24 protein-coding genes and 1 pseudogene are annotated in these 24,365 nt (G+C 75.0%); 7 read left to right on the top strand and 18 right to left on the bottom strand.

Annotated features, from left to right (window positions below; all coding sequences use genetic code 11):
- From ACFXHB_RS10095 to ACFXHB_RS10085, 3 genes are all read right to left on the bottom strand, one after another.
- Positions 1-449, bottom strand: a 449-nt coding sequence (locus ACFXHB_RS10095; protein ID WP_380573438.1) for an alkaline phosphatase family protein, incomplete at its 3' end; no start/stop codon positions are given.
- A 59-nt stretch (positions 450-508) separates the two neighbouring features.
- Entirely contained in the window at positions 509-1,954 is a 1,446-nt protein-coding gene (locus ACFXHB_RS10090) for an endonuclease/exonuclease/phosphatase family protein (RefSeq protein WP_380573436.1), read from the bottom strand.
- Between the two features lie 207 nt (positions 1,955-2,161).
- A complete protein-coding gene (locus ACFXHB_RS10085) occupies positions 2,162-2,659 on the bottom strand; it encodes an SRPBCC family protein (RefSeq protein WP_380573435.1) in 498 nt (165 codons plus the stop codon).
- Between the two features lie 265 nt (positions 2,660-2,924).
- On the opposite strand from ACFXHB_RS10085, the gene ACFXHB_RS10080 reads away from it, so the two are divergent.
- From ACFXHB_RS10080 to ACFXHB_RS10065, 4 genes are all read left to right on the top strand, one after another.
- Complete coding sequence (locus ACFXHB_RS10080; RefSeq protein WP_380573434.1) at positions 2,925-3,980, top strand: mechanosensitive ion channel family protein; 1,056 nt, start codon at positions 2,925-2,927, stop codon at positions 3,978-3,980.
- 107 nt (positions 3,981-4,087) lie between these two features.
- Positions 4,088-5,059, top strand: a complete 972-nt coding sequence (locus ACFXHB_RS10075) for a SigB/SigF/SigG family RNA polymerase sigma factor (protein ID WP_380573433.1) — start codon at positions 4,088-4,090, stop codon at positions 5,057-5,059.
- Positions 5,060-5,173: 114 nt separating this feature from the next.
- A complete protein-coding gene (locus ACFXHB_RS10070; RefSeq protein ID WP_380573431.1) occupies positions 5,174-5,566 on the top strand; it encodes an STAS domain-containing protein in 393 nt (130 codons plus the stop codon).
- Between the two features lie 140 nt (positions 5,567-5,706).
- The gene (locus ACFXHB_RS10065) at positions 5,707-6,183 is read left to right on the top strand and encodes an ATP-binding protein (protein WP_380573430.1); all 477 of its coding nucleotides are present in this window, start codon (positions 5,707-5,709) and stop codon (positions 6,181-6,183) included.
- A gap of 238 nt (positions 6,184-6,421) precedes the next feature.
- Here ACFXHB_RS10065 and ACFXHB_RS10060 read toward each other — a convergent pair whose 3' ends face one another.
- The 12 genes from ACFXHB_RS10060 to ACFXHB_RS10005 form a co-directional block, all read right to left on the bottom strand.
- Positions 6,422-6,835 (bottom strand): SsgA family sporulation/cell division regulator, encoded by a 414-nt coding sequence (locus ACFXHB_RS10060; RefSeq protein ID WP_380573429.1) that lies wholly within the window; start codon positions 6,833-6,835, stop codon positions 6,422-6,424.
- Positions 6,836-6,980: 145 nt separating this feature from the next.
- On the bottom strand, positions 6,981-8,309 hold the full coding sequence (locus ACFXHB_RS10055) for a cryptochrome/photolyase family protein (RefSeq protein WP_380573428.1): 1,329 nt from the start codon (positions 8,307-8,309) through the stop codon (positions 6,981-6,983).
- A gap of 365 nt (positions 8,310-8,674) precedes the next feature.
- Positions 8,675-9,961: a PP2C family protein-serine/threonine phosphatase gene (locus ACFXHB_RS10050; RefSeq protein WP_380573427.1), complete on the bottom strand. Its 1,287-nt coding sequence runs from the start codon at positions 9,959-9,961 to the stop codon at positions 8,675-8,677.
- Positions 9,962-10,144: 183 nt separating this feature from the next.
- Positions 10,145-10,411, bottom strand: coding sequence for a metal-sensitive transcriptional regulator (locus tag ACFXHB_RS10045; protein ID WP_380573425.1), 267 nt, complete (start codon positions 10,409-10,411; stop codon positions 10,145-10,147).
- Between the two features lie 151 nt (positions 10,412-10,562).
- Positions 10,563-10,919 carry a PRC-barrel domain-containing protein gene (locus ACFXHB_RS10040; protein ID WP_380573424.1) on the bottom strand — a complete coding sequence of 119 codons (357 nt, stop codon included), beginning with the start codon at positions 10,917-10,919 and terminating at the stop codon, positions 10,563-10,565.
- A 414-nt stretch (positions 10,920-11,333) separates the two neighbouring features.
- The gene (locus ACFXHB_RS10035) at positions 11,334-11,828 is read right to left on the bottom strand and encodes a GNAT family N-acetyltransferase (RefSeq protein ID WP_380573423.1); all 495 of its coding nucleotides are present in this window, start codon (positions 11,826-11,828) and stop codon (positions 11,334-11,336) included.
- A complete protein-coding gene (locus ACFXHB_RS10030; protein ID WP_380573422.1) occupies positions 11,829-12,008 on the bottom strand; it encodes a hypothetical protein in 180 nt (59 codons plus the stop codon).
- Positions 12,005-12,118, bottom strand: a complete 114-nt coding sequence (locus tag ACFXHB_RS10025; RefSeq protein WP_380573421.1) for a DUF6271 family protein — start codon at positions 12,116-12,118, stop codon at positions 12,005-12,007. The genes ACFXHB_RS10030 and ACFXHB_RS10025 overlap by 4 nt, the downstream gene beginning before the upstream one ends.
- An 884-nt stretch (positions 12,119-13,002) precedes the next feature.
- The gene (locus ACFXHB_RS10020; protein ID WP_380573420.1) at positions 13,003-13,848 is read right to left on the bottom strand and encodes an SAM-dependent methyltransferase; all 846 of its coding nucleotides are present in this window, start codon (positions 13,846-13,848) and stop codon (positions 13,003-13,005) included.
- A gap of 333 nt (positions 13,849-14,181) precedes the next feature.
- Complete coding sequence (locus ACFXHB_RS10015; protein WP_380573419.1) at positions 14,182-14,865, bottom strand: response regulator; 684 nt, start codon at positions 14,863-14,865, stop codon at positions 14,182-14,184.
- A complete protein-coding gene (locus tag ACFXHB_RS10010; RefSeq protein ID WP_380573418.1) occupies positions 14,862-16,088 on the bottom strand; it encodes a sensor histidine kinase in 1,227 nt (408 codons plus the stop codon). The genes ACFXHB_RS10015 and ACFXHB_RS10010 overlap by 4 nt, the downstream gene beginning before the upstream one ends.
- 145 nt (positions 16,089-16,233) lie before the next feature.
- On the bottom strand, positions 16,234-18,528 hold the full coding sequence (locus ACFXHB_RS10005; RefSeq protein ID WP_380573417.1) for an MMPL family transporter: 2,295 nt from the start codon (positions 18,526-18,528) through the stop codon (positions 16,234-16,236).
- A 463-nt stretch (positions 18,529-18,991) separates the two neighbouring features.
- On the opposite strand from ACFXHB_RS10005, the gene ACFXHB_RS10000 reads away from it, so the two are divergent.
- The 3 genes from ACFXHB_RS10000 to ACFXHB_RS09990 all read left to right on the top strand — a co-directional run bounded on the left by ACFXHB_RS10000 (position 18,992) and on the right by ACFXHB_RS09990 (position 22,380).
- On the top strand, positions 18,992-20,116 hold the full coding sequence (locus ACFXHB_RS10000; protein WP_380573416.1) for a DegT/DnrJ/EryC1/StrS family aminotransferase: 1,125 nt from the start codon (positions 18,992-18,994) through the stop codon (positions 20,114-20,116).
- Between the two features lie 211 nt (positions 20,117-20,327).
- Entirely contained in the window at positions 20,328-21,275 is a 948-nt protein-coding gene (locus tag ACFXHB_RS09995; RefSeq protein WP_380573415.1) for an NAD-dependent epimerase/dehydratase family protein, read from the top strand.
- A 13-nt stretch (positions 21,276-21,288) separates the two neighbouring features.
- Complete coding sequence (locus ACFXHB_RS09990; protein WP_380573414.1) at positions 21,289-22,380, top strand: hypothetical protein; 1,092 nt, start codon at positions 21,289-21,291, stop codon at positions 22,378-22,380.
- A gap of 262 nt (positions 22,381-22,642) precedes the next feature.
- Here the strand turns inward: ACFXHB_RS09990 and ACFXHB_RS09985 are convergent.
- The 3 genes and pseudogenes from ACFXHB_RS09985 to ACFXHB_RS09975 form a co-directional block, all read right to left on the bottom strand.
- Positions 22,643-22,735, bottom strand: a pseudogene (locus tag ACFXHB_RS09985) (IS5/IS1182 family transposase); the annotation flags it as partial.
- On the bottom strand, positions 22,736-23,476 hold the full coding sequence (locus ACFXHB_RS09980; RefSeq protein ID WP_380573412.1) for a polysaccharide deacetylase family protein: 741 nt from the start codon (positions 23,474-23,476) through the stop codon (positions 22,736-22,738). It abuts the pseudogene before it with no gap.
- 15 nt (positions 23,477-23,491) lie between these two features.
- Positions 23,492-24,295: an SDR family NAD(P)-dependent oxidoreductase gene (locus ACFXHB_RS09975; RefSeq protein WP_380573410.1), complete on the bottom strand. Its 804-nt coding sequence runs from the start codon at positions 24,293-24,295 to the stop codon at positions 23,492-23,494.
- Positions 24,296-24,365: the final 70 nt, after the last annotated feature.

Below are 24,365 nucleotides of genomic sequence, written 5' to 3'. Positions count from 1 at the left end.
CGGGTGAAGTAGCCCATCGCGCGTTCGCCCTTGGCCGCGATCCACTTGTTCATCGCGCCGTTGTTGATCGCCTGGTGGCCGGTCGCCCAGTCGTGCGGCAGGCCGCCGGCGTTCTGCGCGTTGTACTTCGCGGTGTCCATCCGGTAGGGCAGCATCGCGCCGCCGTCGCTGCGGCCGGCGTCGGGCTGGCGGAACACGTCGGTGCCGTCGGGGAACCGCAGCGCCTGCTTGTCGCCGAAGCCGCGCACGCCGTTCAGGGTGCCGAAGTAGTGGTCGAAGCTGCGGTTCTCCTGCATCAGCACCACGACGTGCTTGACGTCGGCGATGCTGCCGGTGGGACGGTCGGCGGCGGGAGCCGCGTTCGCGGACGCGGCCGGCAGGCCGACCACGGCGGCGGCGCCGGCGGCCGCGGTGGCGCCGACGAAGGAACGACGGGAGAGATCGGACATGGCGAACTGGCCTCTCGGGGCAGGGGGGAGAGCGCGGGGCGGAGCGGGACGGGAGGCCGTCAGAGCTGGAAGGTGGCGACGGCGGCCGCGCTGTCGGACGGCCACTGGTTGGCGGCGACGGCGGCCGGGTCGGTGCCGGTGGCGGGCCAGTCGGCGACCAGGGTGTGGGCCTCGACCAGCTTCAGCGGACCGGCGTACAGCACGTAGTCGATCCGGTCCTGCGGCTCCGGCCCGCTGCCGCGCTGCTTGCGGACCGGCGACCAGGTGGCGCCGGGCGCCTTGACCGGGTTCCGGTTCTCCTCACGGAAGCTGTCGGTCAGTCCGGCACCCTGGAGCGCCACCGTGACCGGCCAGTCGAGCGGGCCGAGGCCGCCGTGCCGGTCGGCGGTGGCCGCCGTCCAGTCCAGGTGGGACGGCGAGGCGAGCGCCCCGGCCAGGATCACCGGGGTGCGCCCGGCCGTGTCGGCCCGGACGGCGGTGGCCAGGGCCTTGGCCTGCTGGAGCCGGACGGAGGCGTTCTCGGTGGCGGTGATCTGCGCCGCGCTCTGGCCGTCCTGCGCCGCGTACGGGCCGTAGTTCGCCTCGTCCAGGTGCGCGGCCCAGAACCGGACGCTCCGACCGCCCGGGAGCTGGACGGTGACGCCGGCGGCGGGCAGCGCGGCGGTGGCGGCCGTGACGGCGGTCAGCGGGTAGCGGCTGAGCACGCCGACGCTGCCCGCGCTCTGGTACGCGTACCAGCCCAGCGCGGTGGCCAGGGTCTGCGCGCCGCCGCCGGCGGTCTCCTGGAGCGCCAGCACGTCCAGCCCCTGGGTGAGCACCACCCGCAGCTGCTTCTCCAGCGCGTCGGTGAAGGCCGCGCCCGCCTCGGCGAGGTTCCAGCTCGCCACCTTCAGCCGCGGCGGGGCGGCCGGGTCCGCCACCGGGATCTGCACGGTGACGGTGTCGGTGGCGCCCGCGCTGTCCTTGACGCCGACGACGACCACCTCGGGGTTCTTCGGCGCGGGGGTGGGCGCGGTTCCGGTGAGCGTGCCGTCGGGACCGACGGAGGCCCAGGCCGGGCCGCTCACCTTGCGGAAGACGGCGGTGCCCGCCGGGTTGCCGGCCGGCCGGGACCAGAGGCCGCCGAGCTTGACGGAGACGGCGCCGCCGGGCGCCACGGCGGTGGTGGTCAGCGCGTCGACGGCGCTGTGCGGACGGACCACGGCCGGCTTCGGCCGGAAGGTGAACGGCACCGACCGTGCCAGGACGCCGTAGCCGTCCTTGGCGAGCAGATAGGCGGTGTACGGGCCGCCGGTGAGCGCCGAGGTGTCGAGCTGCACATCACCGGCGGCGGCCGCGGTGTACTTCCAGACCAGCGAACTGCCGGTCCCGGGCTTCCTGTCCCCGTCGTAGACGCCGACCCAGTTCTTGGCGTCGGGGGCGTCGGTGCTCCAGTGGAAGGTGAGCCGGTCGCCTTCGAGCGGGTTGGCGGATGAGCTGAGCGTCAGGGCACTGCCTGCGGCCACGGTGGTCCTGTCCGCCGCGCGGGGAGACCGGTCCGCGGGGGGCGCGGCCGGGTCCGTCCGCGGCTGGTCACGGAGTTGAGGGGAGAGTGCCGGCAGTTGGCTGTACAACTGCCGGCCGCCCCCATTCATCCCAAGGTCGGCGACCGTGACGTGAACGACGCATGACGCGTTGTCGGGCGGTGCGGGAACTCCGGCCTGACCGAACGGTCAGGCTGCCCGGGCGCCGCCCGGGGCGGCATCCGGCGGCGCGGTCGGAGCGGCGCCCGGCGGCGTGGTCGGGGGCCCGTCGTGGGCGGCTTCGACGAAGTCCTTGAAGTCGTGCAGGTCGTCGATGACCTGACGGTCGAGGAAACCGAGCGCCTCCCCGACCCGCTCCAGCAGCCCCTGCGGCTCGACGTCCAACTGCAGCATGATCCGCGTGCGCTCCGCCCCGAGGCGGTGGAAGGTCACCACACCCGCCTGCCGGACCTCGCCGGCCACCGCGGCCCAGGCCACCCGCTCGTCCGGCACCACCTCGGTCGTCCTGGCGTCGAACTCGCGCTGCGCCCCCGCCACGCCGACCACCCAGTGGGTCAGCTCCCGGCCGCGCCGCTCGATGCTGACCACGCCGCGCATGAAGAGCGGGAACTCCTCGACCTTGCGCCACTGTTCGTACGCCACCGCGAGCGGCACGTCGACCAGGACCGACTCCTCGATCTGTGTCATCACGCATCCCTTCTCGTCGAGGTCCTGCCGGCCGGACAGGGCCGGGTCCCGACCACCGGGTGGGCGGCCGGTCGTCGGCCGCCTGCCCCGTCCGGGCCCGGGTATGCCCGGGCCCGGACGATCCGCCGCGACGTCACCCGTCCGGCCCCCAGCGGTCCGGGGCGGCGCCACGGCCGGAGGGGTGTGGACGGCGGGACCGGCGGGCAGACGGAGCCCCGCCGCGGGGCGGGTCCCCGCGGGAACACCGACAGAAGGGATCCGCACCGTGGGGTGGAGCCTCGTCCGCCTGATCGTCGTCGCCGTGGCGGCCGCCGTGACCGCGTACGCGCTGAACCGGCTCTCGGAAGCCGTCGCACGGTTCCTCGCCGCGCGCGGGCGCACCGGCACCACACCGTCACTGCCGCTGCTGCGCGGCTGCCGGCCGCCCCTGCTGGCCGCCACCGCGTGCGGGCTGATGCTCGCCGGTGAGCCCTGGGCCCGCGCCGCCCCGGCCGTGCACGCCGCCGTCCGGCACCTGCTGGTGCTCGCGACCATCGCCTCCTGCGCGTGGCTGGCCGCCCGGCTGGTCGCCCTGCTCACGAGCGGCGCGATGCAGCTGGCCGACCGGCGCCGCGACCCGGCCCGGGCCGGCCGGGCCCGGACCCAGGCGGGCCTGCTCGGCCGGATCTGCCAGGCCGCCGTCGCCGTGGTCGCGCTGGGGGCGATGCTGATGACGTTCCCCGCCGTCCGGGGCCTGGGGACCAGCCTGCTCGCCTCCGCCGGACTGGTCGGCGTGGTGGCCGGGATCGCGGCGCAGAGCACGCTCGCCAATCTGTTCGCCGGCATCCAGATGGCCTTCGGCGATCTGATCCGGATCGGCGACGTCGTGGTGGTCGCCGGCGAGTGGGGGACGGTCGAGGAGATCACCCTCACCTCGGTGGTGATCGCCACCTGGGACCAGCGCCGGCTGGTGATGCCGATGTCCTACTTCGCCGGCCGCCCCTTCGAGAACTGGTCGCGCCGCACCAGCAAGATCACCGGAACGGCACTGTTCCACCTGGACCACCGCACGCCGGTGCCCGAGCTGCGGGCGGAGTTCGACGCGTTCCTGGCCAAGAGTTCGCTGTGGGACGGCGAGGGCAGTGCCCTCCAGGTGGTCGACACCACACCGACCACCATCGTGGTGCGCGCCCTGATGACCGCACCGGACGCCGACGCCGCGTTCGCGCTGCGCTGCCAGGTCCGCGAGCACCTCGTCGGCTACCTGTGCGAGGCCCACCCGCATGCCCTGCCCCGGTTGCCGGTCGCGCCCGCCGCGGGGCAGGAGGCCGCGCACCCGTAGAACCCGTCACAGCTTCTTCACGGGAACGCCACGCATCGAAGGGGAATCGGCCCGGTGATCCCGGGTACAGGGGGACGGACCGTCGCGGAACCGATGAAAGGACCGACATGGCTCCGTCCAGTGATGCTCTCCTCGCCCCGGCACGACCCTCCGTCCCGGGCCAGGCCCGGCCGAGCGCCGTACGGCCGGGGACCGCGACCTTGCCCGCCGCCCCCGGATCGCCGGCCCCGCGCGGCCTGCCCGGCCGACCCGCCGAGACCTCGGAGACCGCGGAGAGCGCCGAACTCCCGGACATCACCGAACCCAGCGAGGTCTCCCCGGCGGACGCCCGCGCCCTGACCCGGACCCTGCTGGCCCGCCTCGACCACCTGGAAGAGGGCACCCGGGAGTACTCCTACGTCCGGGCCACGCTGATCGAGCTGAACATCTCCCTGGTCCGCTACGCCGCCCGGCGCTTCAACTCCAGCCGCGAGCCGCAGGAGGACCTCGTCCAGGCGGGCATCGTCGGCCTGATCAAGGCGATCGACCGCTTCGACCCCCGGCACGGCGTGGAGTTCACCACCTTCGCGGTACCGACCGTGCTCGGGGAGATCCGCCGCCACTTCCGCGACACCACCTGGGCCGTGCACGTACCGCGCCGGCTCCAGGAGCTGCGGCTGACGCTGGCCAGGGCCCAGGAGCAGCTCACCCAGCGGCTCGACCGGGCGCCGACCGTCGCCGAGCTGGCCGCCCACCTGTCGCTCACCCCCGAGGAGGTGACCGAGGGGCTGGCCGCCGCCAACGGCCACACCGTGGGATCGCTCGATCTGGGCTCCGACTCCCCGGACGACGCCCGGAGCGCTCTCGCCGACCGGCTCGGGCGCGAGGACGGCCGCCTGGAGAAGGTGGAGAACCTCGTCTCGCTGAAGCCGCTGATCGCCGCGCTCCCCGCGCGCGACCGGCTCATCCTCTCGATGCGCTTCACCGAGGAACTCACGCAGTCCGAGATCGGCGCCCGGCTGGGCGTCTCCCAGATGCACGTCTCCAGGCTGCTCAGCCGGATCCTCCGCCGGCTCCGCGCCGCGCTGGACGAGGGCTGACCGACCGCCCCCGGCGGCCGGGGCGTCAGCCCTCCTGCGGAGGGTGCGCCTTGGCCGCGGGCTTTCCCCCGCGTATGGTCGAAGAGCACTCTCTGGAGGGGAAAGACAACCACGATGCCAGTCGAGGACGAGCAGTACCGGAGCGCGGCGGCCGCGAGCACGCTGCCGTACGCGCTGACCGTGGACATACGGCGCACCGGCGCCGAGGCAGTGGTCTGCGCGGTGGCGGGTGATCTCGACATCGACAGCCTCTCCCCCGCCGAGAAGGCGCTGACCTCCCTGGTCGAGCAGCGCACACCCCTGGTCGTGGTCGATCTGGAGGGCGTCGGGTTCTGCGACTCCTCGGGGCTCAACCTCCTGTTGAAGACCCGTCTGGCCGCCTCCGCCGCAGGCGTGGAGTTCCGCCTCGCCGCCGTCGCCGCCCCGGTCGCCCGGGTGCTGGAGCTGACCGGTGCCGGTGCGGTGTTCTCGATCCACGATTCGGTCGGCGCGGCGCTCGTCCGTTGAGCGGCCGTACGCTCCGGCTCGCGCGCCCGGCCGTGACCACGGGCGGGCAGTCGGAGGACCGTCGCAGGAATAACCCGGCGCTGCCCGGGAATCCGATCGGACGATGTGCCACAGCAACCGCACGAAGGGGTGAACCGCATATGACGAGGGGCCGGGGCACCCTGGACGACAACCGGTCCGGCGCCGCACTGCCGGCGGCCGGGCAACGCCGGCGGCTGCGGCTGGCCGACCTGCCCAAGCCGGTGGCCCGCTCCCGGGCCTTCACCCGGCAGGCGCTCGCCGACTGGTCGTGGCTGACCCCGGCGACCGGCGCGGACCCGGACGTGGCCGACGACGTGGTGCTGCTCGTCGCGGAGCTGGTCGCCAACGCGATGATGCACGGCGGCGGACCGCTCGAACTCGTGCTGGACGCGTCCGCCGACCGGCTCCGCGTCGAGGTGAGCGACGGCGAGTCCGCGCTCCCCGAACCCCGTCTGCCGCACCTGCCCGGCCTGCCGGGCGGCCACGGCCTGTTCATCATCCAGCGGGCCGCCGACCGCTGGGGCGCCGAGCGCCACGAGCAGGGCAAGGCGGTCTGGGTCGAGATCGACGTCCGCCGGCTCGCTCCCGGGCGTTGATCCGTCGCTCCGGGGTGCCGATCGGTTGATCCCGGGCGTCGATCCCTGGATCCGGGGGATCCGGGGGATCCGCGGCGTCGCTCCGTTGGTCCTGGGCGTCGCTCCGGGGTGCTGACCCCGCCGCGTCGGCCTCGGGCACCGGTTCCGGAGAGGGCCCGGGAGCTGACCGGCGCACCGCACGCGGGCGCGGCCCGGGCGGTTGCCCCGCCCGGGCCGCGGTGTTCGCGCCTGAGCCGGCTCAGCCGGCCTCCCCCACCAGGCCGGCCACCGTGTCGGGCCAGCGGACCAGCCGGTGCTCCGCCCCCGGAGCGACCTCGTCGTACGTCCGGCGGAGGAAGTGCACGAGATCCCGGGAGGGCAGCACCAGCACCGCGCAGCCCTCGTCCCCGTGGAACTCGACGGAGACCACCCCGGGAGCCCACGGCCTGACCCGCAGATCCCCCAGACCGGACGGCTTGCGCAGACCGTCGCCGAACAACTCCCGCGCGGCCGTCCAGGACAGCGAACTCTCCAGTCCGAGCGAGGCGTTGGCCCCGAAACCGAGCGACAACGCGAACGGGTCGGCCGGGTCGTAGCGCAGCCCCATCAGCACCGGCCGGGGCTCCGGGCCGACGAGACAGGCCTCGATGACGTCCTCGACGATCTGGGGCACTGTACGTCCCCCCTCTCTTGGCGACAGTGGTGCCCGCCCGGCTACCCCCATCCACCGGGACCATGCGCGGTCGGAGCGGTCGGAACACCTCGGACAGGCCGAATTGACGTTGCCTCAGATCGGCGCGGGCCGTCGGCCGGGCGGCTCAGTCGAGGCCCCGGCCGTGGCGGAGGCGGACGGAGATCTCCTCGGGCCCGACGATCGGCGCCGGATAGTCGGCCGGCGGCCGGTCCAGCCGCCACGGGCGGTGCGCGGAGCGGCCCGGGAGGTCGGCCAACTCCGGTACCCAGCGCCGGACGTAGCTGCCGTCCGGGTCGAGCCGGTCCGCCTGGGCGAGCGGGCTGAGCACCCGGTTGGGGCGGGTGTCCGTGCCGGTCCCGGCCACCCACTGCCAGTTGAGCTGGTTGTTCGCCACGTCGCCGTCGACCAGCAGCCGCAGGAAGTGGCGGGCGCCGGTCCGCCAGTCCTTGTACAGGGTCTTGGTCAGGAACGAGGCCGTCACCAGTCGGGCCCGGTTGTGCATCCAGCCCTCGTGGGCGAGTTGACGCATACCGGCGTCCACCAGCGGAAAGCCGGTACGGCCCTGGCGCCAGGCCTCGGACTCGGCGTCGTCGGGGAGCCAGCTGTCGCCCTTGGAGCGGTAGTCGGCGCGGGCCGCCTCCGGGCGGGCGGCGAGCACCTGGTGGTGGAAGTCCCGCCAGGCCAGCTGCCGGACGAACGCCTCCGCGCCGCTGCCGCCGCGCCGTTCGGCCGATGCCACCAGCTCGCCGGCGGACACACAGCCGAAGTGCAGGTACGGCGACAGGCGTGACGTACCGTCGGCGGCGAGGTCGTCGTGCAGCGCGTCGTAGTGCTCCAGGGCGTAGCCCTGCCAGAGCTTGCGCCCGGGGCCCTCGCCGCCCGGCGGCAGCCCCGGCGAGTCCGGGGTGACGGCGGGCACGGGCTCGCTCGCGACGCCCTCGGGTGTGCGCAGCGCCTGCGGCGCGCGGTGCACCGTCCGGCGCGGAGCCTGCTGCCAGGCGCGGAAGTACGGGGTGAAGACGGCGTAGTGGTCCTTGCCGGCCGGGGTGACGGCACCGGGAACGGCCACGGTCAGCACGCCGTCGTGGACGCGCAGACGGGTGCCGAGGAGTTCGCGCAGGGCCTGCTCGCGGCGATGGGCGAAGGCGCTCACCCCGGCGGCGACGTGGACCGACACGGCGTCCACCTCGGCGGCCAGCCGGGCGGCCTCGTGGGCGGTCGCACCCCGGCGCAGCACCAGTCGGCCGCCCAGGGGGCGCAGCGCGCCGTCGAGGTCGGTGAGGCAGTCGGCGAGGAACGCCATCCGGTTGGGCGCGGCGAAGCCGGTGGCGGCGATGTCCGGGTCGAGGACGAAGAGCGGCACGACCTCGTCGGCGGACTCGGCGGCGGCCCGGAGCACGGGGTTGTCGTGCAGGCGCAGGTCCTGGGTGAGCAGGGCGATGGAGACGGTCATGAGTGGTGGCCCGGTGGTCGTGGTGGCGGATGTGGACAGGGTCGGTGGGTCGGGTGGGTCGGGTGGGTCGGCGGTTTGGTGGGTCGGCGGGCGAGCGGTTCGGCGGGTGGGCCGGCCGCGCGCGGCGGCCGTCCCCGGCAGGGCAGGTGAGCCTCCCACTCCGGCGCTCGGTACGGGGGTACGGCGCGCCGGAGGGGAAGGCGCGGCCCGGCCGGAGTCGGGGGTCTCCTCCGACCGGGTCCGTCCGGGTCTTCGGAGCCGACCGGGCGATCGGATTGGCCGGCCGCCCCGGGGTGGTGACCCCGCCCGCCGACCGGGGCCGGGACCGCTCCCCGCCGCCCATCCGGGGCGGGCCGGGGCCGGCGTCAGCGGTCGGGGTGCCACTCCACCAGCACGATCGTGGCGTCGTCGGACAGCCGGTGGTCCTGGCGCTCCAGCAGCGCGTGGACCAGCCGCCGGAGAGCCTCCGGGGCGGCCTCCCCGGCCGCCGTGGCCCGGACGATCATGTCCGTCAGCCGGGCCTCGCCGAACAGCTCACCGGTGGCGGAGCGCGCTTCGGTGACGCCGTCGGTGTGGATCAGCACGCGGTCCCCCGGCTCCAGCCGGACCTCGTGGACGGTGGTGGACACCCGCTCGTAGCCGGCCAACCCGAGCGGGAGTTCGGGGGTCCGTTCCAGTGCGCCCGGCACCACCTGCCGACCGCGGATCAGCAGCGGCGCCGGGTGCCCCCGGTTCACCCAGGCCAGCCGGCCGTCCGAGGTGTCGAGCTCGGCGAAGATGCCGGTCAGCAGGCGTTCCGGGAACCACTGGTCCAGCTCCCGGTCAATCACGGTGGCGATGTCCACGAGTCCGCCGCCGGCCCGGCGCACGGCCCGACACGCCGCGATCGCCAACGCCGACGACCCGCCCGAGGCGAGGTCGTGACCCATCGCGTCGACGACGACGATCCGCAGCCGGTCCCCGCTGAAGCTGTGGTCGAACGCGTCCCCGCCGATCTCGTAGGCGGGCTCCAGCACCGCCGTCGACGTCACGTGCCGGGTGCCGACCGTCCGCGGCGGCATGAAGGCCCAGGCCAGCTCGGCCTGGAGCGTCATCGGAACGACACGCACGGTGTCGACCAGATCATCCACCGAGGACAGCTTGGCCACCACGATCAGCGCGGCGACCCCGGCGAGCGTCAGACACTCCTCGACGTCGACGCTCCGGCCCGGGGGCACGTCGAGGCGGAGCACACCGATCCGCTCGGCACCGTTGACCATCGGCAGCCACAGCACCCGGCCGGTCCCCTGATCGGCCGCCGTGGACTGCGCCGTTCCCGTCCGGTACGCCCGGCCCGCCGGGCTCCCCTCCAGCGGGAGCGCCCCGCGCTCGGGCCTTCCGACGGCCGAGGGGTCCGGGCTCCGGTGCGGACCTGGGTCGGTCGGCGCGTCGGCGTCGGCGCTCGGCTCACCGGGAGCGCCGACGGTGTCGCTCGCCGGCGGCTCCAACGGCGCGAGTTGCACCTGCCGCACATCGGCCAGCAGGACCACCGCGTCGGTGAGCCCCATCGCGCGGGCCGCCGCACGGACGGCAGCCGCGAGTTCACCGGGGCCGATCCGCTGGGAGGCCCTGAGCAGGCCCGCCACCGCCCGGCCGACACCGACGTCGTCCATGGCCGCCACCTTCCGATGGGACCATTCTGCCGCCGGCCGCCCGGTCCGGTCGGCCCGAGGGCGACGGCGCCGGGCCGGGGCGGCCTGCCCGGCCACGGCGACGTACCGGCCCAGGGGGCCGGCGGGCGCCGGTCCGGCCGTCGGCCACGGGGGCCGGCCGCTCGGCGAGCGGCCCGCCGAACGTCAGGCGAGGGCCAGGAAGAGCTTCTCCAGCTCCGCCTCACTCATCGGCGGGGCGTCCCCGTCGGCGGCGGCCATGCACTGGCGCATGCCGCTGGCCACGATCTTGAACCCGGCCCGGTCCAGCGCCCGGGAGACGGCCGCCAACTGGGTGACGACGTCCTTGCAGTCCCGCCCCGCCTCGATCATCGCGATCACACCGGCCAGTTGCCCCTGGGCCCGGCGGAGCCGGTTCAGAACGGCACCGACCGCTTCCTCGTCCACCTGCATCTCAGAACTGCCTTCCGCTGTCGCGCACCGGCCCCCAGCGTACCCCGTGGGGTATAGCGGCCGACGAGCCCGGTGGACGGCGCGGGCATGGACGGCGCGGGCATGGACGGCGCGGGCGCGGCGGCCGGGGCCGGCACGGGTGCGGGCGGCCTCAGCGCCTGGCCAGTCGGCGCTCACCGCCCGCGCCGGGGGCGTAGGCGAGTTCGTAGTGCGCGAAGACCGCCGGCTCGTCCTCGGCGGGCAGGATGTCGTCGGTCCCGATCGAGGGCGCCTGCTTCACCACACCCTTGGCGAACGCGACCCGTACGTACCCGGGCCCGACCACGGCCCCGTCGAGCGGGACGAACACCAGCCGCCGCCGGGCCGGCAGGCCCACCGTCACGGTGGCGAAGAACGGCAGGTCGCTGGCCGTCTCCACGTACACCGACTCCAGCGTGCCGATCCGGTGGTCCTTCTCGTCGACCACGGCGTGGCCGCGCCACTCCCTGATGTCAGCCTGTCCGATCACCGCAGCCTCCCGCTGTCGCCGGTTCCGTCCTGGGACGCCCGGGATCTCCATCCTGCGCCGGGCCGGGCCGGGCTGCCCGGTGGGCCGGAACGGCCCCGACCCCGGCCCCGGCCCACCGGGACGGGGATCACGCGGGCGGGGACAGCGGGCGCCTGCCCGTCCGGAGCCGGCCGAAACCGGAATCCGACGCGGCGGCTTCCCGGAGAGCACCGCCTCCCGAGCGGCACGACGCGGCCCGGCGCGAGGTCCGCGGTCCGCGCCCCGGGCAGTCGGGCCGCCCCGGCGGCCACTCCTTTCGCACCGGTGGCCGAAGGCGCCCCCACGCGCCCCCGGCCACCGGAGTCCACTGCGGCCGGCACGCCCCGACCGGGTGTGCCCCGGCATCCGCCCTCGGGCGGGAGTTCGACGGCGCGGCTAGATCTCCATGGACATGTACACCGCACGCTTGCCGTAGCCCGCCGGGACCGGGACCTCACGGTGGGTGCGGTAGCCCAGGATGGCGAGCAGGATGTCGCTGCGCCGGACGGCCACCATCGAGATCCGTTCGAACCCCTGCCGCTCCGCCTGCTCCCGGATGTGGCGGATGAACCGCAGCGCCACGTCCTTGCCGCGCAGGTCCTCGGCGATCACGAAGTCGTGGACGTGCAGGTTCCGCGAGTCGAAGTCGGCCTCCTCCACCTGTCCCAGGCCCGGGCAGCGGTAGAGCGGGTAGGGCAGGCTCAGCAGGTAGCCGCGGACCTTCCCCCCGTGCTCCAGCACGAAGCAGGTACCGGGTGAGGACCGCCCCCTGGCCTGCAGCGCCTCCCGTCCCTCGGACAGGTCGTCCGCCGCGTAGGCGTCGAACTCCAGCGCCACGACGGCGTCCCAGTCGGCGTCGGCCAGCAGCCGGAAGCTGATGTCCTCGGTCATCTACTCGACCCCTTCGACAGCGGTGGCGGCCGCGCGGACGGCGATCGGCTGCGCGCAGCCCTCGCCGTCGACCCGGGCCTGATCGGGACCCTGCACGACCGCGCCCGCCACCGCGGGTGAGTCGTCGACGGAAGGCGCGTGCGTCGCGAACGTCGACGCGTCGGCGAAGTCCAGGATCACCGGCTGCGCCTCTCGAAGCGCCCGGCGGCCGACGCCGCCTCCGTGCCGATCGCCGAAATCGTCTCGGCGCAGGCCCGGTTGGCGGGCAGGGCCCGACAGATTCTGCGCATGCCAGCTCTCCGTTCGGTCATCAAATGTCGCACTGTCCAAGGGAGTCGGTGCCTGGTCCCGGCCCGACCGACCGGCGCGCACGGCGGCGGGACGGTCGAGAGGTCAGGCATCGGCGCTTCGCCGACCGGCATCCCGTTTCCAGTCACTCCAAGAATCGAATTCCACTGCGGCCGAGTCGATCGGCCGCTCCCCCGGGGCGCTCGACCCGGAACAGGCCCGCCGGCGTCGACGGCGGACCCCGACTCCGGTGACGCGGACCTCCACTCCGGCACGGACCCCGGCTCCGGCACGGACCCCGGCTCCGGCCCGACCGGCGACGCCACGCGCGCCGCCAGGTCGATCGGGGGATACCGAGAGCGCGACCGGCCACCGGTGGACCACACACCGGAGCTACCCATAACTCGCGATGAGGGAAAGGTAGTTGAAGACCGCGGCAGGGGCTCCCACCAAGGGCTACCCCGCCTCGCCGAGCCGGCGTTCCCCTACCGTGGACTAGACCAACTTGCGGTGTCAACCGAGGTGTTCGGAAGGCCCGGAGCCACCGGAGCACGCTGCCCTATCGGGCAGCCTCCACTGCCCTCGACAGGCCGCCCGACCCGCTCCTCGGGCCCCGGCCCGGTATCGACAGCGCACCTTGAGAGGTGGACGATCGGGCTTCCTGACGCGAGGAGATCTCGCGGAGGAACAGTGGCGGTGTTGGAGCCTTTGCCGACGGCTACGGCTCCGGGTCGGGGTCGGGGTCGGGGTCCGACCAGGGGCCCTGGCGGGACGTGCCCGTCGACCACGGGTGAGACGGCACCGGACCAGGTCGTCCCGCTACTCCTGACGGCTCGGCGGTGGGGACGGGGCACCCCGTGTCCCCACCGCCGCGATGTCGGGCGGCTCAGCCGCGCTTGACGGCGACACCGCCGTACATCGCGATGTCCTGGTCGCGCACCGGCGCGGCATCCGCGTCCGGCCGCCAGTGGTGCACGAGGGTCACCCCCGGGTCGAGCAGCTCGTAGCCGTCGAAGAAGGCGAGCGTCTCCGCCTTGTCCCGGATCTGCAGGGGAATTCCGCGCGCGTTGTACTCGCGGCCCACGCCGCCCACGCCCACCGGGTCGGTGTCCCCCGTGAAGACCGTCAGGGCCAGGAAGCTCCCCGGCGCCAGCTGGTCCATGAACCGGCGCACGATGCCCTGCGGATCGTCCTGGTCGAGGACGAAGTGCACGATCGCGATCAGGGAGAGCGCCACCGGCTGCGAGAGGTCCAGCACCTCGCGCAGCTGCGGGGCACCCATGATCGAGTCGACGTCGCGGAAGTCGGCGTCGATGTAGGAGGTCCGGCCCTCCTCCGTGCTCGACATCAGGGCGCGGGCGTGGGTCAGCACGATCGGGTCGTTGTCGACGTAGGCGACGCGCGCCTCCGGCGCGATGCCCTGCGCGATCTCGTGCACGTTGGGCGAGGTCGGGATCCCGGTGCCGATGTCCAGGAACTGGCGGACCTTGTGCTCCTCGGCGAGGTGGCGGACCACGCGCTGCATGAAGGTGCGGGTGGTGCGCATCGAGATCGGGAGGGCCGGCCAGGCCTTCACGGAGGCGTGGGCCGCCGTCCGGTCCGCCTCGAAGTTGGTCTTGCCACCGATGAGGTAGTCGTAGACCCGGGCCGAGTGCGGGACATCCATCCGGAGGTCCACCCCCGGCCAGCGCCCGTCCTGCCGATCACCCGACATCCACCCCATGCCTGACATCCTCGCCCCTTCCGCTCCCCGCGCACCCGGGACAGCAGCAGCTCCGGCCGCCCTGGTGGCGGGCCTTGGTGCGCATGGTAACGGTGCCGGTGGAACGGCGGGGCTGCCGGGGTCCGCACAGTACGCGACCGGCGCGGGACCAACACCCCTCGGCCGCAGCTGCGGTGGTGCCCCGTCAGCCCCGGCCTGGCAGCCCCGGCCCCACCGCCACCCGGTCGGCCCGGCACCGGGCACCGGCCGTCCCCGGTCCGACGCGGAGTGCGAGGGCGGGTCGCCCCGCGGGGTGCGCCCCGCAGGGTGGGCTCAGCGGGAGTGGGCTCAGCGCGGGTGGGCTCAGCGCGGTGGGCGAGCCGCCGGGACCAGCCCCGACTGATAGGCGATGGCCACCAGTTGGGCCCGGTCGCGGGCGTCGAGCTTGGACATCGCCCGATGGACATGAGTCCGTATGGTGAACGGGCTGACGAACATCCGCTCGGCGATCTCCTCGTTGGTCAGACCGGTGGCGGCCATCGCCATCACCTCGCGCTCGCGGGCGGTGAGCGCCGAGAGCCGCTCGGGGTCGCCCGCCCCGGCACCCGCCGGACCGGGCTGGGCGAGGAACTGGTCGATCACCGCGCGGGTGGCCGCGGGCGAGAGCAGGGCGTCCCCGGCGGCCACCGTGCGCAGGGCGGCGAGCAGTTCCTTCGGGTCGGCGCCCTTGCCCAGAAAGCCGCCCGCGCCCGCCCGCAGGGCCTGGGCCACGTACTCGTCGATCTCGAAGGTGGTGAGGATGAGCACCCGGGTGCCGGTGAGCTCCTCGTCGGCGCAGATCGTGGCCGTCGCGGAGAGCCCGTCCACACCGGGCATCCGGATGTCCATCAGCACGACATCGGGCCGGGTGGCGCGGGCGAGCTCCACCGCCTCGCGGCCGTCGGCCGCCTCCCCCACCACCTCCATGTCCTCGGCCGCGTCGATGAGCACCCGGAAGGCGCCGCGCAGCAGCGCCTGGTCGTCGGCGAGCAGTACCCGAATGGTCATGCGTGGTCCTTGTCGTCTCGGGCGGCGGTGCGCAGGGGTAGTTCGGCGGAGACCAGGAAGCCCCCGCCGGGACAGGGGTCGGCCGAGAGCCGGCCGCCGACGGCACCGGCGCGCTCGCGCATGCCGATGAGCCCGTACCCGGCGGCACCGGTCGCGGGCGGTACGAGGCGGGGCCTGCTCGACCCCGGCCCGGACCGGGCCGGGGTGGCGTTCGCGACGGTGACCGCGACCCGGCTGCCGGAGTACGCGAGCGTGATGTCGGCTCCGGCGCCGCGGGCGTGCTTGGCCACGTTGGTCAGGGATTCCTGGACGATGCGGTAGGCCGTGAGATCCACGCCCGGGGAGAGCGGCCGCGGCTCGCCCTCGACGGCGAGCCGCACCGGCAGTCCGGCGCGTTCGAAGGAGTTGATCAGGTCGGGCAGCTGCCCGAGCCCGGGTGCCGGCTCCAGCGGCGCCTCGGGGTCGTCGGCGCGGCGCAGCAGCCCGACCGTGGCCTTGAGCTCCTGCAGGGCGGAGCCGGTGGCGTCGGTGAGGTGGCTGAGCATCTCGCGGGCCTCGGCGGGGTGGGTGTCCATCAGGTGGACCGCGATGCCGGCCTGGGCGTTGGCCAGGGCGATGTGGTGGGCGACGACGTCGTGCAGGTCGCGGGCGATCCGGATCCGCTCGTCGGCGACCCGGCGGCGGGCCTCCTCCTCACGGGTGCGTTCGGCCCGTTCGGCGCGTTCCTCGATCGCCGCCAGATGGGCCCGCCGGTTGCGGATCGAGTCGCCGACCGCACCGGGCAGGACGACCCAGGTCGCGACGCCGATCCTCTCCGCCAGCGGCGCGTGGGAGTCGACGACCAGGGCGGTGGCGGTGAGCGCGACCGCCGAGACGGCGGTGGCGAGGCGGGCGGTGAGCCGGTCGGTGCGCACCGCGAGGAGGTAGAGCGCGACCAGGAGCGGCAGGACCAGGGCCGGCGTGGGCTTGACCGCGATCAGTTCGAGCAGCACCCCGCAGCCGAGCGTCACCGCGGCCACCGTGCGCGGGTAGCGCCGGTGGGCGAACAGCGCGGCGCTGGAGACGGCGGCCAGGGCCAGTCGCGCGGGCTCGGGGCGGCCGTAGTGGCCGGCCCCGTCGAGCGTGGTGCCGACGGCGGTCAGCAGGAGCAGGGTGAGCCCGCCCGCCGCGTCCACCAGACGGGGGTGGCGGCGGGCTCGGCGCCGCAGCCAGCTGTCGGTCATCTCGTGCTCTCCGGATCCGGGGTGCGGTGGCGGCGCCCCCGGCCGGGGTTCTGCCCTGTGCGGTCGCCGCCCCCGCCGGGTGGCGGGGACGGGCGGGTCGGGGCCGCCGGTGCGGACACCGGTGGCCCCGACCAGGAGGAACGAATCAGACGCCCACGAAGTGCCTGGCCGGCTCCGGCTCCGGCGCGGGAGTCTGCAGCCGGGCGCCCTCGACGTCGATGTCGGGCAGGATCCGGTCCAGCGGGCGCGGCAGCCACCACGCCCGGCGGCCCAGCAGCGCCAGGGCGGCCGGGATGATGGCCATCCGGACCACGAAGGCGTCGAAGGCGACGGCCGCGGCGAGGCCGAGCCCCATCATCTTGACCATCGGCTCGGCCATGCCGATGAAGCCCGCGAAGACGCTGATCATGATGAACGCGGCGGCCGTGACGACCCGGGCGTTGTGCCGGAAACCGGTGACCACGGCCTCGCCCGGCTCCTCCCCGTGAACGTAGGCCTCGCGTATCCGGGTGACCAGGAAGACCTCGTAGTCCATCGCCAGGCCGAAGACCACCCCGACCATGAAGATCGGCATCACGCTCATCACCGGGCCGGTCTGCTCCACCCCGATCAGGTCGGCGAGCCAGCCCCATTGGAAGACCGCGACCACGGCGCCGAGGGCGGCGGCCACCGAGAGCAGGAAGCCGAGCGCCGCCTTGAGCGGCACCAGGACGGAGCGGAAGACCACCAGCAGGAGGACGACCGCCAGGCCGACGACGACGGCGAGGTAGGGCACCAGCGCGTCGCTGAGCTTCTGCGAGACGTCGATGTTCATCGCGGTGGCGCCGCTCACCAGGACGGTGGCGCCGGTGGCGGACTTCAGACCCGCCGAGCCGTCCCGGATGGCGTGGACGAGCCGCTGGGTCTCGGCGGCGCTCGGCCCGGTGGACGGCACCGCGTTGATCAGGGCCGTGTCACCGGCCTTGTTGAACACCGCCGGTGACACCGACACCACACCCGGCAGGCCGGCCACCTCCTTGCCGACCCGCTCGACGGCGGCCTTCGGGTCGGCCGCTCCCCTGGCGTCCACCAGGACGGTCAGCGGCCCGTTGAAGCCGGGGCCGAAGCCCTCGGACAGGTGGTCGTAGGCGCGCCGCTGGGTGGTGGAGGTCGGCTGGGACTCCTCGCCCGGCAGACCGAGCCGCAGGTCGAGGGCGGGCAGGGCGAAGATGCCGAGGCCGACGACGCCGGCCAGCAGCACCGCCACCGGGCGGCGCAGCACCAGTCGGGCCCAGCGGGTGCCGCCGTTGGCCGGCCGCTCCCCGGCGGGTTCGGCGGGGACGGCGGCCGGCACGGCGGGGCTCCCGGGGCGGGCGGTGCCCTCGACGGCGACCGGACCGGCCGGCGACCGGCGGGACCGGAACCGGCGGGCGGCGGCCCGCCGGGCGCGACGCGGCAGCACCCGCCCCCCGAGGAATCCGAGCAGGGCCGGGACGAGGGTGAGGGCGACCAGGACCGCGATCACGACCGTACCGGCGGCCGCCATGCCCATCTTGGCGAGGATCGGGATCCCCACCACGGAGAGCCCGGCCAGGGCGATCACGACGGTGAGCCCGGCGAACACCACCGCGGAGCCGGCCGTGCCGACGGCCCGGCCCGCGGCCTCCTTCGGCTCGTGGCCCTCCAGGAGCTCGGCGCGGTAGCGGGACACGATGAAGACGGCGTAGTCGATGCCGACCGCGAGGCCGAGCATCATCGCGAGCGTGCTGGTCGTGGTGGAGAGGCCGAGGGTGCTGCCGAGCGCGGTGATGGCCGCGATGCCGAGGCCGACGCCGACCAGCGCCGTGAGCAGCGGCAGCCCGGCGGCGGCCAGCGAGCCGAAGGTGATCACCAGGACGACGGCGGAGATCGCCATGCCGATGGCCTCCGACGTGCCACCGGCCTCCGCGCCGCCCATCAGGGCGGAGCCCCCGATCTCGACCGTGAGACCGGCGTCCCGCCCGTGCTGCGCCGCCTGCCGGAGCGCGTCCGTGGCGGCCGTGCTCAGCGAGCCGGGCTTCGCGTCGTAGCTGACCGTGGCGTACGCGGTCGAGCCGTCCTTGGAGACGGCGCCCGCCTGGAACGGGCTGACCGCGCCGGTGACCTGCTCACCGTGGGCGATCTCGGCGACCGTCCGCTCCACGGCCTGCTGGTTGGGGCCGGCGCTGATCGTCTGCCCGGAGGGTGCGACGAAGACCAGGCGGGCCGAGGCCCCCTCGGCGGTACTGCCGGGGAAGCGCTCGTCCATCAGGTCGAAGGCCTGCTGTGCTTCCGTGCCCGGCATGGCGAAGCCGTCGTCGGGTGCCGTCGGCGCCTTGGCGGCCAGGACTCCGGCGGTCGCCAGCAGGGCGACCCAGAGCAAGGTCACCAAGCGGCGCCGGAGGAAGGCCCATCGGCCCAGGCGGTACAGGAATGTGGCCACGGAAGAGCAGACTCCTCGGAATGACGTTCACGGGTACGGGCCGGGGCTCCGGGCCGCGGCACGGCCCGGAGCGCCCGGAGCATGGCCATCCTCGATCGCCGGGGGCCACCGCGTCGTCATCGCTGTGCAGGCACTTCGCGTAGTCCGTGCGCAGTAGCGCGCCACCCGATCGGCGTACGCGCGCTCTGCTGCGCGGAGCAGTTGCCGGGCCTCCCGACCCTCCCCGACCGGCCCGGCCCCCGGCCGCGCCCCGGGTTGGCCGCGCCCGGGCGCGAGGCGGGAACGGCGCCCGGACGGCGAGCGGCCGGGACCGGTGACCGCCCGGTCACCCGGGCGGTCGGTGACGACGGGCCGGGAGCGGGCGGGCGAAGTAGCGTGATGTGCCTGGCCCGACCGTTTTGTCCGGTCCAACCGGAATCGACCTGTTCGATGATCTGTTCATCCCGCTGCCGGAGGTGGCCACATGGGCGTTCCAGCCGCTCGTATCGTGTTCGACGAGAGCGACCGTTCGGCCGTCGCCGACGCGGTGACGGAGATCCTCGCCACCGGTGCGCTGACCCTCGGCCCGTGGACCGAGCGGTTCGAGCAGGCCTTCGCGGCCGAGCACGGTGCCTCGCACGCCGTCGCCGTCGCCAGCGGCACGGCCGCGCTGGAGATCATCCTGCGCACCGTCGACGTCCGTGACCGTGACGTGGTCCTCCCCGCGGTGACCTTCTACGCGACCGCCGCCGCCGTGGTGCACGCGGGCGGTCGCCCCGTCATCGCCGACGTGGACCCGGCGACCTTCGCGCTCTCCCCCGAGACCCTGGAGGCCGCCCTCACCCCGGAGACCGCCGCCGTGGTGCTGGTGCACATCGGCGGCCTGATCACCCCCGAGGTGGACGACCTGCGCGCGATCTGCGACCGCCGGGGCATCCCGCTGGTCGAGGACGCCGCCCACGCGCACGGCAGCAGCTACGGCGGGCGGGCGGCCGGGTCGTTCGGCCTGGCCGGCGCCTTCTCGTTCTACCCGACCAAGGTCACCACCAGCGGCGAGGGCGGCATGATCCTCACCGAGTCGCCCGAGCTGCGCGACGAGGCGCGGATCCACCGGGACCAGGGCAAGGGCTCGTTCACCACCAACCACCACATCCGCTTCGGCGCCTCCTGGCGGCTGAGCGAGCTGAACGCCGTCGTCGGCGCGGTGCACCTGCGCCGGCTCAAGGAGTTCGTGGAGACCCGGCGCCGGGTGGCCCAGCGGTACGACACCGCGCTCGCCGGGCTCGACGGCCTGCGGCCCACGGTCGAGCCGGTCGGCGCCCGCAGCAACTACTACAAGTACGTCGCCCTGCTGCCGGCGGGCGTCGACCGCGCCGCGTTCAAGCGGGCGGTGGCCGAGGAGTACGAGGTGCGGCTCTCCGGCGAGGTGTACGACCTGCCGCTGCACCTCCAGCCGGTGCTGGCCCCGTACCGGCGCGGGCCGCTGCCGGTGGCCGAGGACCTCTGCGCCCGGCAGATCTGCCTGCCGGTGCACTCCGACATGACCGAGGACGAGACCGACCAGGTGATCGAGGCGGTCTCCGCCGTCCACCGCCGACTTGCCGGATGACCGGGATGAGCCGGACGACCGGCAGGACCAGGACGACCGGCAGGACCGGTACGTCCGGGCCCAAGCCGGCCACCCGGCCGGCCGGGACCACCCGGGGCGACCGGCACGGTCGCGGCACCCCGGACACCAGCACCGCCCAGAGAGTCCCCACCGACCGGTCGGCCCGCCCGGCCCGGACGGCAGGGGAGAAGGCCGGACAAGGAGAGAGAACGTGCGCGTAGCCGTCACCGGGGGATGCGGATTCATCGGCTCACACGTGGTGGACCGGCTGCTCGCGGCCGGCCACGAGGTGCTCGCGGTGGACACCACCGACAAGTACCTCAACGCCGACGCCGAGCACGCCGGCATCGACATCCTCGACCTGCCCGCCCTCACCGCCGCCCTGGACGGCTGCGAGGTGGTCTTCCACCTCGCCGCCATGGCCGATGTCGAACACGTCGCGGCCGACCCCGTCCGGGCCGTGCGGATCAACATCGACGGCACCGAGAGCGTCCTGGAGGCGGCCCGGCGCAGCGGGCTCAGCCGTACCGTGCTGGCCAGCACCGTCTGGGTCTACGGCGCCGCCCTCACCGACGACCAGCTGGACAGCGGCGAGCAGGAGCTGGACGAGCACGTGCCCATCGAGCTGGAGCACAGCGGGCACCTGTACGTCGCCACCAAGCTGGCCGCCGAGATGCTGGTGCACAGCTACCGGGAGCTGTACGGGCAGCACTTCACCATCCTGCGCTACGGCATCCCGTACGGGCCGCGGATGCGGGACGAGCTGGTGGTCGCCCGGTTCGTGCAGGCCGCCCTGGCCGGACGGCCGATCACCATCGCGGGCGACGGCCGCCAGAGCCGCAACTTCGTCTACGTCGAGGACCTCGCGGACGCGCACGTGCGCGCGCTCTCCCCCGCCGCCGAGGACCAGACCTTCGCGTTGGAGGGTTCCACCGCCATCTCCGTCCGGGACATCGCCGACACCGTCGACGACTTGCTCGGCCCGGTCACCATCTCGCACATCGAGGCCCGGACCGCCGACTACGCCGGGCGCCGCATCTCGGCCGCACAGGCGAAGCGGCTGCTCGGTTGGTCGCCGCAGACCGCCTTCGCGGACGGCCTGCGCGAGTACGCGCGGTGGTACCGCGACGCGGGCGGCCCCACCGCCGGCGCCTCCTGAGGCGGCGCCCCCGGTGCCGCACGCCCTCCTGGTCTCCGGCTCGCTCGGACAGGGCCACGACGTGATGGCCCAGGCCTGCGCCGACTCGCTGCGGGCCCGCGGCTGGACCACGGCCACCGTGGACGCGATGGCGCTGCTCGGGCAGCGCGCGGGCGCGGCGGGCGAGGCGGTCTTCCGCCGGCTGCTCGACCTGCCCGGTGTCTACGACGCCTTCCACTTCGCGGCGCTGCGGCCCGGAAGCCGCCCCGCCCTGCTCGCCGACGCGGCGGCGCGGACCCGGCTGGTCCCGGCCCTGCGGGAGCTGGTCACCCGGCAGCGGCCCGAGCTGGTGGTGTCGGTGTTCGCCACCGCGACCTCGGCGGTGAACCGGCTGCCCCGGCGGACCGGCGGGCCCGCGTTCCGGCACCTGGTGCTCTGCACCGACGTCACACCGCACCGGCTCTGGGTACAGGAGGGCACCGACCTCTTCCTGGTCACCTCCGAGGTCGCGGCGTGCGCGGTGCGGCGCTACCGGCCGGACGCCGCGATCGCCGTGCTGCCGGCGCCGCTGCGGGAGCCGTTCTACCACCCGCCCGCCCGCGCGGCGGCCCGGGGCGACTTCGGTGTGCCGCCGGACGCCCCGTGCGTCCTGCTGATGTCCGGCTCCTGGGGGCTCGGCCCGCTCGCCCGCACGGCGGCCGATCTGGCCGACGCCGGACCGCACGTGCTGGCGGTGGCCGGGCACAACCGCGAGCTGGAACGCCGGCTGCGCCACGCCGCAGGGCGCCGCCCGCGCCTGCACCCGTTCGGCTACACCGAGCGGATCCCCGCGCTGATGGCCGCCGCCGACCTGGTGGTGACCAGCTCGGGCGACACCTGCGGCGAGGCCCGGGCGCTCGGCCGCCGGCTGCTCCTGCTGGACGTCGTCCAGGGCCACGGCCGGGACAACCTCCAGCACGAACTGGAGCTGGGCCACGCCGACGTCACCTCCGCCCGCCCGGCCGACGTGGTCCGCACCGCGCTCGCCGCACTGGACCGCCCGGCGCCGCCACCCTCCGTCGGCGCCTCCCCGGAGGCCTGGCGGACGGAGTTCGCGGCCGCGCTGGCCCGGGTCGGATTGGGCTAGGGCCCGCCCGACGGGCCGTGCGGGCCGGTCGGGGCCGTGCCCTGGTGTCGCCGCTGAACGAAGGGGGGCCGCGTGTCACGCGACACAGCCGGAGCGGAGGCGGGGACGACGGGGTTCACGTTTCCCGGCCGGCACGCAGAGCACCGCGTCACGCCGGCCGGGACACCGGTCCGCCTCGGCGGCTCGGGCCTGGACCCGACGTGGCGCGTCGAGTGCGACGAACCCGTCGATCCGCGTTGCGTCGAGAGGGAGAGCCGGTCTGTCGCGTGGCGACCGCTCGGAGGTCGTCGAGCCGGTCGATGGTCCGCCCGACTTCGTCGCGGCGGCGGCGAGCCGTCCTGTCGAACCCGGCCGGTCACCCCGGGCGGCCGGGCACGCCGTGGTCGCGCAGGGGGCCGAGGGCCAGGCCACGGGAACGGCAGTGGCCGGCGATGAGCGGGAGGGCGGCGAGGGTGGCACGCCAGGAGTCGGGGGCGGAGGTGCAGTCGGAGTCGTGCAGCAGGAGGGTGGCACCGCCGACGAGGCCCGGGCGGGCGGTGGCGTGGACGGAGGCGGCGGTGGCGTCGTCCGTCCAGTCCCGGCCCCAGGCCGTCCAGAGCACGGTCCGCAGGCCGAGGCGGTGGGCGGCGAGCGCCGGGCCGGCCGCCAGGACCCCGTAGGGCGGGCGGTACCAGAGCGGACGGGCCCCGCAGAACTCGGTGACCGCCTCGGTGGCGCGGCGCAGTTCGCGCAGGTCACGGACGGGGGCCGGGTACCACTGGGTCCGGTGGTACCAACCGTGCACGGCGACCTCGTGGCCGCGGGCCACCAGCTCGCGGCCCAGCTCCGGGGCCCGCTCCAGCATCGTGCCGAGCAGGAAGAAGGTGGCCCGGACACCGAGCCCGTCCAGGGCGTCCAGAACGTACGGGGTGCTGCGCCGGTCCGGGCCGTCGTCGAAGGTCAGGGCCACGTGACGGGGGACGTCGCCGTACCCGGCCGTCCGGCGGGCGAGCGTCCGGCGGACCGGCGGCAGCCGTACCGCGGCCGGGGCGAGGTGGCACAGCTCGGCGCCCGCCGCGACGAGGGCCGCCCGGCGGGCCGTGCGCGCCCGGTCCATCGGTGCCCGCCCCGGTCAGCCGAACCGGGACGCCATACGCCGGAACACTCCCGGCGCGGCGCCGTGGACGCGCGCGGCCAGGCCGAGCCAGCGCGGGACGAAGGGCCGGTCACGGGAGGTGGTGATCGTCCCGATGACGGCCTCGACGACCCGTTCCGGGGCCACCGGTCGGGGGCGTTCCCGCTGGTAGGGCGTGCCGCGGCGGGCGAAGAAGGGGGTGTCCACCGGACCGGGCAGGACGATCCCGACGCCGACTCCGGTGCCGCGCAGCTCGTACCGGAGGCTCTCGGCGAACATCGCCAGCCCGGCCTTGGTGGCCGCGTAGGCCGCCTCGTCGCGGACACCCACCTGTCCGGCCATCGAGCCGAGCAGGACGATCCGGCCGCGCCGGCGCTCCAGCATGCCGGGGAGCAGCAGGCGGACCAGCCGCAGCGGAGCGGCCAGGTTGACCTCGATCATCCGGTCCAGGGTGTCGGTGGGGGTCTGGGCGAAGGGCCCGCGCCAGCCGAGGCCGGCACCGGCGATCAGGACGTCGACCCGGCCGGCGGCGGCCAGCGCCGCCTCGGCGAGGCGTTGCGGCCCGTCCGGCTTGGCGAGGTCCTCGGGCAGGGCCCGGCCTCCGGTGCGGGCGGCGATCCCGTCGAGCCGGGTGCGGTCGGTGCCGGAGAGCAGCAGCTGCCAGCCGGCCGGCGCGAGGCGCAGCGCGGTGGCCGCGCCGATGCCGGAGGAGGCGCCGGTGATCAGTGCCACCGGCGGCCCGGCCGCGGGGCCGCCGGGCCGGTCGGCCCGCCGGGACCGGTGAGGGCCTTCGTCCGCCATGGCTACTCCCGTTCCTCGCCCACCCGGCCGTCCGTTTTGTCCGGCAAGTCACCTTCGCACGAGGGCGCCG

Source organism: Kitasatospora sp. NPDC059327 (genome assembly GCF_042752535.1).
Classification (GTDB): domain Bacteria; phylum Actinomycetota; class Actinomycetes; order Streptomycetales; family Streptomycetaceae; genus Kitasatospora.
This window is presented reverse-complemented; position numbering and strand designations above follow the sequence as displayed.

Coding starts and splice junctions, on each gene's coding strand:
- ACFXHB_RS10085 (WP_380573435.1), bottom strand. CDS start 2,659: ATGACACAGATCGAGGAGTCGGTCCTGGTCGACGTGCCGCTCGCGGTG.
- ACFXHB_RS10075 (WP_380573433.1), top strand. CDS start 4,088: ATGGCTCCGTCCAGTGATGCTCTCCTCGCCCCGGCACGACCCTCCGTC.
- ACFXHB_RS10070 (WP_380573431.1), top strand. CDS start 5,174: ATGCCAGTCGAGGACGAGCAGTACCGGAGCGCGGCGGCCGCGAGCACG.
- ACFXHB_RS10065 (WP_380573430.1), top strand. CDS start 5,707: ATGACGAGGGGCCGGGGCACCCTGGACGACAACCGGTCCGGCGCCGCA.
- ACFXHB_RS10055 (WP_380573428.1), bottom strand. CDS start 8,309: ATGACCGTCTCCATCGCCCTGCTCACCCAGGACCTGCGCCTGCACGAC.
- ACFXHB_RS10050 (WP_380573427.1), bottom strand. CDS start 9,961: ATGGACGACGTCGGTGTCGGCCGGGCGGTGGCGGGCCTGCTCAGGGCC.
- ACFXHB_RS10045 (WP_380573425.1), bottom strand. CDS start 10,411: ATGCAGGTGGACGAGGAAGCGGTCGGTGCCGTTCTGAACCGGCTCCGC.
- ACFXHB_RS10035 (WP_380573423.1), bottom strand. CDS start 11,828: ATGACCGAGGACATCAGCTTCCGGCTGCTGGCCGACGCCGACTGGGAC.
- ACFXHB_RS10025 (WP_380573421.1), bottom strand. CDS start 12,118: ATGCGCAGAATCTGTCGGGCCCTGCCCGCCAACCGGGCCTGCGCCGAG.
- ACFXHB_RS10020 (WP_380573420.1), bottom strand. CDS start 13,848: ATGTCAGGCATGGGGTGGATGTCGGGTGATCGGCAGGACGGGCGCTGG.
- ACFXHB_RS10015 (WP_380573419.1), bottom strand. CDS start 14,865: ATGACCATTCGGGTACTGCTCGCCGACGACCAGGCGCTGCTGCGCGGC.
- ACFXHB_RS10010 (WP_380573418.1), bottom strand. CDS start 16,088: ATGACCGACAGCTGGCTGCGGCGCCGAGCCCGCCGCCACCCCCGTCTG.
- ACFXHB_RS10000 (WP_380573416.1), top strand. CDS start 18,992: ATGGGCGTTCCAGCCGCTCGTATCGTGTTCGACGAGAGCGACCGTTCG.
- ACFXHB_RS09980 (WP_380573412.1), bottom strand. CDS start 23,476: ATGGACCGGGCGCGCACGGCCCGCCGGGCGGCCCTCGTCGCGGCGGGC.
- ACFXHB_RS09975 (WP_380573410.1), bottom strand. CDS start 24,295: ATGGCGGACGAAGGCCCTCACCGGTCCCGGCGGGCCGACCGGCCCGGC.